This is a genomic window from Streptococcus mitis (assembly GCF_005844455.1).
GTDB lineage: Bacteria > Bacillota > Bacilli > Lactobacillales > Streptococcaceae > Streptococcus > Streptococcus mitis_BF.
In genome coordinates, this window is the sequence record NZ_SPGF01000026.1 from 19434 (window position 1) to 28379 (window position 8946).

The 8946-nt window shown below is 43.2% G+C and carries 9 protein-coding genes and 1 pseudogene; 9 read left to right on the forward strand and 1 reads right to left on the reverse strand.

Annotated elements, in window-relative coordinates; genetic code table 11:
• Window positions 1–66 precede the first annotated feature (66 nt).
• Together polA and FGQ53_RS06230 are read left to right on the forward strand one after the other, a co-directional pair.
• The gene (gene polA, locus FGQ53_RS06225; protein ID WP_138336774.1) at window positions 67–2700 is read left to right on the forward strand and encodes a DNA polymerase I; all 2634 of its coding nucleotides are present in this window, start codon (window positions 67–69) and stop codon (window positions 2698–2700) included.
• A gap of 84 nt (window positions 2701–2784) precedes the next feature.
• Complete coding sequence (locus FGQ53_RS06230; RefSeq protein WP_138336777.1) at window positions 2785–3222, forward strand: CoA-binding protein; 438 nt, start codon at window positions 2785–2787, stop codon at window positions 3220–3222.
• Window positions 3223–3253: 31 nt separating this feature from the next.
• Here the strand turns inward: FGQ53_RS06230 and FGQ53_RS06235 are convergent, their stop codons facing one another.
• Window positions 3254–4264: a YeiH family protein gene (locus FGQ53_RS06235; protein ID WP_138336781.1), complete on the reverse strand. Its 1011-nt coding sequence runs from the start codon at window positions 4262–4264 to the stop codon at window positions 3254–3256.
• Between the two features lie 148 nt (window positions 4265–4412).
• On the opposite strand from FGQ53_RS06235, the gene FGQ53_RS06240 reads away from it, so the two are divergent.
• From FGQ53_RS06240 to FGQ53_RS06270, 7 genes and pseudogenes are all read left to right on the forward strand, one after another.
• Complete coding sequence (locus FGQ53_RS06240) at window positions 4413–5582, forward strand: pyridoxal phosphate-dependent aminotransferase (protein ID WP_138336794.1); 1170 nt, start codon at window positions 4413–4415, stop codon at window positions 5580–5582.
• Window positions 5579–6349 carry a DNA repair protein RecO gene (gene recO, locus FGQ53_RS06245; protein WP_138336795.1) on the forward strand — a complete coding sequence of 257 codons (771 nt, stop codon included), beginning with the start codon at window positions 5579–5581 and terminating at the stop codon, window positions 6347–6349. Before FGQ53_RS06240 ends, recO begins: the two co-directional genes overlap by 4 nt.
• On the forward strand, window positions 6346–7338 hold the full coding sequence (gene plsX / locus FGQ53_RS06250) for a phosphate acyltransferase PlsX (RefSeq protein WP_138336796.1): 993 nt from the start codon (window positions 6346–6348) through the stop codon (window positions 7336–7338). Before recO ends, plsX begins: the two co-directional genes overlap by 4 nt.
• 5 nt (window positions 7339–7343) lie before the next feature.
• Window positions 7344–7577 (forward strand): acyl carrier protein, encoded by a 234-nt coding sequence (locus tag FGQ53_RS06255; protein ID WP_000136448.1) that lies wholly within the window; start codon window positions 7344–7346, stop codon window positions 7575–7577.
• A gap of 275 nt (window positions 7578–7852) precedes the next feature.
• Window positions 7853–8065, forward strand: coding sequence for a hypothetical protein (locus tag FGQ53_RS11980; RefSeq protein ID WP_229090334.1), 213 nt, complete (start codon window positions 7853–7855; stop codon window positions 8063–8065).
• A gap of 6 nt (window positions 8066–8071) precedes the next feature.
• Entirely contained in the window at window positions 8072–8758 is a 687-nt protein-coding gene (locus FGQ53_RS06265; protein ID WP_229090336.1) for a C40 family peptidase, read from the forward strand.
• Window positions 8759–8845: 87 nt separating this feature from the next.
• Window positions 8846–8946, forward strand: a pseudogene (locus tag FGQ53_RS06270) (IS5/IS1182 family transposase); the annotation flags it as partial.

Below are 8946 nucleotides of genomic sequence, written 5' to 3' on the forward strand. Positions count from 1 at the left end.
TTTGAAAAATACTTGGTCTGGCTCTTCCCAATGGTATTTTTTGGTGCTTTCCTTTATAATGGGTGTATGGATAAGAAAAAATTATTATTGATTGATGGGTCTTCTGTTGCTTTTCGGGCGTTTTTTGCGCTCTATCAGCAGTTGGACCGGTTTAAGAATGCGGCTGGTTTGCATACCAATGCGATTTATGGTTTCCAGTTGATGTTGAGTCATTTATTGGAGCGGGTTGAGCCGAGTCATATTTTGGTGGCTTTTGATGCGGGTAAGACGACCTTCCGTACAGAAATGTATGCGGACTATAAGGGTGGTCGAGCTAAGACTCCTGATGAGTTTCGTGAGCAATTTCCCTTCATTCGTGAGTTGTTGGATCATATGGGGATTCGTCACTATGAGTTGGCTCAGTATGAGGCGGATGACATCATTGGGACGCTGGATAAACTAGCTGAGCAGGATGGTTTTGATATTACCATTGTCAGTGGGGACAAGGACTTGATTCAGCTGACGGATGAGCATACGGTGGTTGAGATTTCCAAGAAAGGTGTGGCTGAGTTTGAGGCCTTTACGCCGGACTATCTTATGGAAAAGATGGGGCTCACACCGACTCAGTTTATCGATCTCAAGGCGCTTATGGGAGATAAGTCGGATAATATCCCCGGGGTGACTAAAATCGGTGAAAAGACGGGTATCAAGCTCTTGCTGGAGCATGGCTCGCTTGAGGGTATTTATGAAAATATCGATGGGATGAAGGCTTCTAAGATGAAGGAAAATCTCATCAATGATAAGGAACAGGCCTTTTTGTCTAAAACACTAGCGACCATTGATACCAAGGCACCGATTGAGATTGGTTTGGAGGATTTGGTTTATAGTGGTCCAGATGTTGAAAATCTTGGGAAATTCTATGATGAGATGGGCTTCAAACAGCTTAAGCAGGCTTTAAATGCATCGTCAGCTGATGTGGCTGAGAGTTTGGACTTTACTATCGTTGACCAAGTTAGTCAAGATATGCTGAGTGCGGACTCTATCTTCCACTTTGAGCTTTTTGGTGAAAATTACCATACGGATGATTTGGTTGGTGTTGCCTGGTCTTGTGGGGATAAGCTTTATGCTACAGACAAGCTTGACCTTTTGCAAGAGCCGATTTTCAAGGACTTTCTAGAAAAAACACCTCTGAGAGTGTATGACTTTAAGAAGGCTAAAGTTATCTTGCATCGTTTTGATGTGGATTTGCAGGCGCCTGCTTTTGACAGTCGTTTGGCTAAATACCTCCTTTCGACTGTGGAGGACAATGAAATTGCGACCATCGCGAGTCTTTATGGTCAGACATGTTTGGTCGATGATGAGACTTTCTATGGCAAAGGTGTCAAAAAGGCCATTCCTGAACGCGAGAAATTCTTGGAACATTTGGCGCGTAAACTTGCTGTTTTGGTCGAAATAGAGCCTATTTTGCTTGAAAAACTTAGTGAAAATGGGCAATTAGAGCTTCTTTATGATATAGAGCAACCTCTGGCCTTTGTCCTTGCTAAAATGGAAATTGCTGGGATTACGGTTAAGAAAGAGACCTTGCTTGAGATGCAGGCTGAAAATGAGCTTGTCATTGAAAAACTGACTCAAGAGATTTACGAACTGGCTGGTGAGGAGTTTAATATCAACTCGCCTAAGCAGTTGGGTGTCCTTCTCTTTGAAAAATTGGGACTTCCTCTAGAATATACCAAGAAAACCAAGACAGGTTACTCGACAGCGGTGGATGTGTTGGAGCGTCTGGCTCCTATTGCTCCGATTGTTAAGAAAATCCTCGATTACCGTCAGATTGCTAAGATTCAATCGACTTATGTAATTGGCTTGCAGGACTGGATTTTGGCTGATGGCAAGATTCATACTCGCTATGTGCAGGATTTGACCCAGACTGGGCGTTTGTCTAGTGTGGATCCAAACTTGCAAAATATTCCTGTGCGTTTGGAGCAAGGCCGCCTCATTCGTAAGGCTTTTGTGCCTGAGTGGGAGGATAGTGTGCTGCTCAGCTCGGACTATTCGCAGATTGAATTGCGCGTTTTGGCGCATATTTCTAAGGACGAGCACTTGATTAAGGCTTTCCAAGAGGGGGCAGATATCCATACTTCGACAGCCATGCGTGTCTTTGGCATTGAACTTCCTGAGGATGTGACTGCAAACGACCGTCGTAATGCCAAGGCAGTTAACTTTGGAGTGGTTTACGGGATTTCAGATTTTGGTCTGTCTAATAATTTGGGCATCAGCCGTAAGGAGGCCAAAGCCTACATTGATACCTATTTTGAACGCTTTCCGGGCATTAAAAATTACATGGATGAAGTGGTGCGTGAGGCGCGTGATAAGGGATATGTAGAGACCCTCTTCAAGCGTCGTCGTGAGTTGCCAGATATCAATTCGCGCAACTTCAACATTCGTGGTTTTGCGGAGCGGACTGCTATCAACTCTCCTATTCAGGGATCTGCGGCAGATATTCTCAAGATTGCCATGATTCAGCTAGATAAAGCCTTGGTTGCAGGTGGTTATCAGACTAAGATGCTTCTGCAAGTGCATGATGAAATCGTCCTTGAAGTTCCTAAATCTGAATTAGCAGAGATGAAAAAATTGGTCAAACAAACCATGGAAGAAGCCATTCAACTCAGTGTTCCCCTCATCGCGGATGAGAATGAAGGGGCAACCTGGTACGAGGCTAAATAAAAAGGGGGCTAGTCCTCCTTTTTTGTAGTAGAATTCTGCAAGCCTTTTCAAATTGTGCTATACTGATGAAAAAGGAGGATTTCTATGAGTCAAGAATTTATCAATCCAAGTGATGGTGTGATTCGTCAGTATCTAGCAACGAGTAAAACCCTTGCTGTGGTGGGCTTGTCAGACCGTGAAGAAACAACTAGCAATCGAGTGACCAAGGAAATGCAGGCTCGGGGTTATAAAATCATCCCAGTCAATCCCAAGGCGGCAGGTGGCGAAATCTTGGGTGAAAAGGCTTATGCCAGCCTCGCTGAGATTCCTTTTCCTGTAGATATTGTTAATGTTTACCGTCGCAGTGAATTTCTGCCCGATGTGGCGCGCGATTTTCTCAAGACTGATGCTAAGATTTTTTGGGCACAGCTAGGACTTGAAAGTCTAGAAGCGGAAGAAATCTTGCGTGCTGGTGGATGTGATGATATCGTGATGAATCGCTGCATCAAGAGAGAACATACTCGCTTGATTAAGGAAGTATAAGAAAAAGGTAGCTGCTGGGCTACCTTTTGTGTTAGAAAATGCCGATAAGGGTCTGCATACCAAGACTGGTGAGGATGATGGCAATCCAGCAGACGGCTCCGAGAACAATGGATTTTCCGCTGGATTTGACCATAGCTAGCAGATTGGTTTTGAGTCCGATAGCACTCATGGCCATGATGATAAAGAATTTAGAGAGTTGTTTGAGAGGGGTAAAGAAGCTACTGGACACACCAAGAGAGGTCAGTAGGGTGGTTAGGAGAGAGGCCAGGATAAAATAAAGGATAAAAAGTGGGAAAACTTTTTTCAGTTGTACGCCTTGTTTATTTTCTTGCTGGCGACTTTGCCAGTAAGATAGAAAGAGCGTGATAGGGATAATGGCCAAAGTACGTGTGAGTTTGACAATGGTTGCGGATTCGAGGGTATTGGTCTGGTAGAGACTGTCCCAGGCGCTGGCTGTGGCTGTTACAGAGGAAGTGTCATTGACTGCAGTTCCTGCAAAGAGGGCAAAGCCGTCATTGGATAGATGAAGCCAGGTTCCTAGAGTTGGAAAGATGAGCGCAGCTAAGACATTGAAGAAAAAGATAACGGAGATGGCTTGGGCGACTTCTTTTTCCTTAGCATGGATAACGGGCGCTGTCGCCGCAATAGCAGAGCCTCCGCAGATAGAAGAACCTACTCCAATCAAGGTAGCCAGTTTTGTATCCAGTGTAAAGAAGCGCTGGAAGAAATAGGCAATAATCAGAGCTATTGAAATGGTGGATAGGATGACAGGGAGTGAAGATTGCCCAACTGCGAAGACCTGCGAGATATTGAGACCAAAACCAAGCAAGACAACGGCATATTGGAGCAATTTTTTAGAACTAAAGGTCAATCCCGCATCCAGTTGTTTATAGGATGAGAGAAAGGGATGGAGAAGCATGCCTATGAAAATCGCAAAAACAGGCGCGCCAATCACAGGGAAGAATCCTCCTAGGTACCAAGATACGATAGAAATGAGAAGGCAGGCCAAGATACCTGCTCCATTTTTTGATAGAAATGACATAAAAACCTCCAAATAGAATCTGTTACCATTATAGACCTATAAATAAGAAAAGTAAAATAGAAAGTGGAAAGCTATTCTATAATGTATTTTTGCGGTCGGGGGGCTTTTGTAGTATAATAGAGATACGTTTTGAGAGTAGGAGGTATCTATGGACTTAACTAAACGCTTTAATAAACAATTAGATAAGATTCAAGTTTCGTTGATTCGCCAGTTTGACCAGGCTATTTCGGAGATTCCTGGGGTCTTGCGTTTGACCTTGGGGGAACCTGATTTTACAACGCCAGATCATGTTAAGGAAGCAGCTAAGCGGGCCATCGACCAGGACCAATCCTACTATACAGGGATGAGTGGTCTGTTAACATTACGTCAGGCAGCCAGTGATTTTGTAAAAGAAAAATACCAGCTAGATTACAATCCTGAAAATGAAATTTTGGTTACAATTGGGGCGACAGAGGCTTTATCGGCTACTTTGACAGCTATTTTGGAAGAGGGAGATAAGGTGCTCTTGCCAGCTCCTGCCTATCCAGGTTATGAGCCAATTGTCAATCTAGTTGGGGCAGAGATTATCGAGATTGATACAACTGAAAATGGTTTTGTCTTGACTCCTGAAATGTTGGAAAAGGCCATTTTGGAGCAAGGAGACAAGCTCAAGGCGGTTATTCTCAACTATCCAGCCAATCCGACAGGAATTACCTATAGTCGGGAGCAGTTGGAGGCCTTGGCAGCTGTTTTACGCAAGTATGAGATTTTCGTTGTCTGTGATGAGGTTTACTCAGAATTGACCTACACAGGCGAAGCCCATGTATCTCTAGGAACTATGTTGAGAGATCAGGCTATCATTATCAATGGTTTGTCTAAATCGCATGCTATGACAGGTTGGCGTTTAGGTTTTATCTTTGCTCCTGCAGCTTTCACAGCCCAGTTGATCAAGAGTCACCAGTACTTGGTTACTGCCGCAAATACCATGGCTCAACACGCTGCGGTGGAGGCTTTGACCGCTGGTAAAAACGATGCGGAACCTATGAAGAAGGAATACATCCAGCGTCGAGATTATATTATTGAGAAAATGACTGCTCTTGGTTTTGAGATTATCAAACCAGACGGGGCCTTCTATATCTTTGCTAAGATTCCTGCGGGCTACAATCAAGATTCTTTTGCCTTTTTGAAGGATTTTGCTCAGAAGAAGGCCGTTGCCTTTATACCTGGTGCAGCCTTTGGGCGTTACGGGGAAGGCTATGTTCGCCTATCTTATGCGGCCAGCATGGAGACTATCAAAGAAGCCATGAAACGACTTGAGGAGTACATGAGAGAAGCATGATTCAGTCTATCACGAGTCAAGGCTTAGTGCTCTACAATCGTAACTTTCGTGAGGATGATAAGCTAGTCAAGATTTTTACAGAGCAGGCTGGCAAACGTATGTTTTTCGTTAAACACGCTGGTCAGTCTAAGCTAGCTCCTGTTATTCAACCCTTGGTGCTGGCACGATTTCTCTTGCGAATCAATGATGACGGGCTCAGCTACATCGTGGACTATCATGAGGTCATGACCTTTCCCAAGATTAATAGCGACCTCTTTGTCATGGCCTATGCGACCTATGTAGCAGCTCTTGCAGATGCGAGTTTGCAGGACAATCAGCAGGATGCTCCCTTGTTTGCTTTTTTACAAAAGACTTTGGAGTTGATGGAAGCAGGCTTGGATTATCAGGTTTTGACCAATATTTTTGAAATTCAAATCTTGACCCGATTTGGAATCAGCCTTAATTTTAATGAGTGTGTCTTTTGTCATCGGGTTGGTCAGGCTTTTGACTTTTCTTTCAAATATGGAGCCTGCCTCTGTCCAGATCATTATCATGAGGATGGGAGACGTTGCCATCTCAATCCCAACATCCCTTATCTGCTCAATCAATTTCAAGCCATTGATTTTGAGACCTTGGAGACCATTTCGCTCAAGCCTGAAATCAAGCAAGACTTGCGAAAGTTTATGGATCAACTCTACGAAGAGTACGTTGGGATTCACCTAAAATCAAAGAAATTTATTGATTCCCTAGCAGACTGGGGTCAATTACTAAAAGAGGAAAACAAATGAAAAAAATCGCAGTAGATGCCATGGGGGGCGATTATGCACCTCAGGCTATCGTTGAGGGTGTCAATCAAGCCCTGGCTGACTTTTCAGATATTGAGGTTCAACTCTACGGAGATGAAAGTAAAATCAAGCAATATCTGACAGCGACAGAGCGCGTCAGCATTATCCATACGGATGAGAAGATTGATTCAGACGATGAACCTACGAGAGCTATTCGGAAGAAGAAAAATGCCAGTATGGTCTTGGCGGCCAAGGCTGTCAAAGAGGGTGAAGCAGACGCTGTCCTCTCGGCTGGGAATACAGGTGCTTTGTTGGCAGCAGGATTTTTCATCGTGGGTCGTATCAAGAACATCGACCGTCCTGGGCTTATGTCGACCTTGCCGACTGTAGATGGGAAGGGTTTTGATATGCTGGACCTCGGTGCCAATGCGGAAAATACAGCCCAGCACCTCCATCAATACGCGGTTCTAGGTTCCTTCTATGCTAAAAATGTCCGCGGAATTGCGCAACCACGTGTTGGCTTGCTTAACAATGGAACAGAGAGTAGTAAGGGCGACCCACTTCGCAAGGAAACCTATGAATTATTAGCAGTTGATGAAAGTTTGAACTTTATCGGAAACGTGGAAGCGCGTGATTTGATGAATGGCGTTGCGGATGTTGTCGTGGCAGATGGTTTCACGGGAAACGCAGTGCTTAAATCCATTGAAGGGACAGCCATGGGAATCATGGGCTTGCTCAAGACAGCTATTACAGGTGGTGGTCTTCGAGCGAAACTAGGCGCCCTCCTTCTCAAGGATAGCCTCAGAGGTTTGAAAAAACAGCTCAACTATTCAGATGTTGGTGGAGCGGTCTTGTTTGGTGTCAAGGCACCGGTTGTTAAGACTCATGGCTCAAGCGATGCCAAGGCTGTTTATAGTACGATTCGCCAGATTCGTACCATGCTAGAAACAGACGTAGTTGCCCAGACTGCGCGTGAATTTTCAGGAGAATAAAAGAGATGACAGAAAAAGAAATTTTTGACCGTATTGTGACCATTATCCAAGAGCGACAGGGAGAGGACTTTGTCGTGACAGAATCCTTGAGTCTGAAAGACGACTTGGATGCTGACTCAGTTGACTTGATGGAGTTTATCTTGACACTGGAAGATGAATTTAGTATCGAAATCAGTGACGAGGAAATTGATCAACTGCAGAGCGTAGGAGATGTGGTTAAAATCATTCAAGCAAAATAGAAATCGGAGTTCCAAGGCACTTGCTTTGGAATTTTTTATTTGGCTTAATACTCTTCGAAAATCTCTTCAAACCACGTCAGCTCTATCTGCAACCTCAAAACAGTGTTTTGAGCTGACTTCGTCAGTTCTATCTACAACCTCAAAGCCGTGCTTTGAGCAACCTGCGGCTAGCTTCCTAGTTTGCTTTTTGATTTTCATTGAGTACAAGTGACCGTTTAGGAACAGATTTAGTCTTTCTAGGGACAGGAGAAATCTGAGGACAAATAAGAGATATAATGAAATCAGAAAAATCAATCTCCAAAAAGGAGAAAAAAGAAAGGATTTTCACGATGAAAAAATATCTTTTTTCTAGTTTGTTAGTTCTTGCAGGAGGCGTTCTCCTAGCAAATACTACTGTGTCCTACGCTGATTCCCCATCAGCAAGTGAGAAAGAAGCGATTACTCAATTAGTTAATCAAGGCAAGATAAAAGCTGAAGAAGCTGATTAAGTAAAATTGATTGGTTTTGAAGATAAAGAAACCCAAGCAGAGGGAAATCAAGAGAAGAAAGCTTTCAATCAATATCGTGATCCGAAAGGAACCTGGATGCAAACCAATGGTAAATGGTGGTTTAAATACGGTTCAGGTGGGTATGCTAAAAATTGGGAACAATTAGATGGTAAGTGGTACTATTTTGATGACCAAGGATGGATGAAAGAAAATACTTGGATTCAACCTGATGGTAATTATTACTACTTATCTGCTAGTGGTGCTATGGTCACTGGTTATCAACGTGTGAATGGTACACCATACTTCTTTAGAGAAAGTGGTGTATGGGTAGAAAATCGTGGACAGGCACTTGGTGAATATGCCGAGACATTTGTAGGGAAAATCCCATATGTTTGGGGTGGGGCAGATTTGAATAGTGGCGTAGATTGCTCAGGATTTACGATGGCTATTCATGCTAAGTTTGATATTAGTATTCCTAGAGTGACCTATGGTCAAGCAACAGGAGGAAGTTATGTAAGTAATGGTTCTCAACAAGCTGGAGATTTGATTTTGTATAATAGTGAAGAGACAAATGACCATGTAGGTATTTATGTTGGTGGTGGAAAGGTAGTTCATGCTCCATATCCGGGTCAATATGTTTCTTATATGGATCAATACGGTATTACTCAAAATACAATCCGTAGATATTGGTAATATTGTCTAATCTTTCACAATATTATTGACTTTGATTATGAAAAGTATTAGACTTGTTCGGTAACTCAAAAGTGGTATACTAAAGCTATGGAAACAACATACGAAAAAGCCTTAAAATTAAACTCAGAGAATTTCAAATTGTTGATAGGTGTTAAAAAAGCGACGTTTCAACTGATGCTTGATTGTCT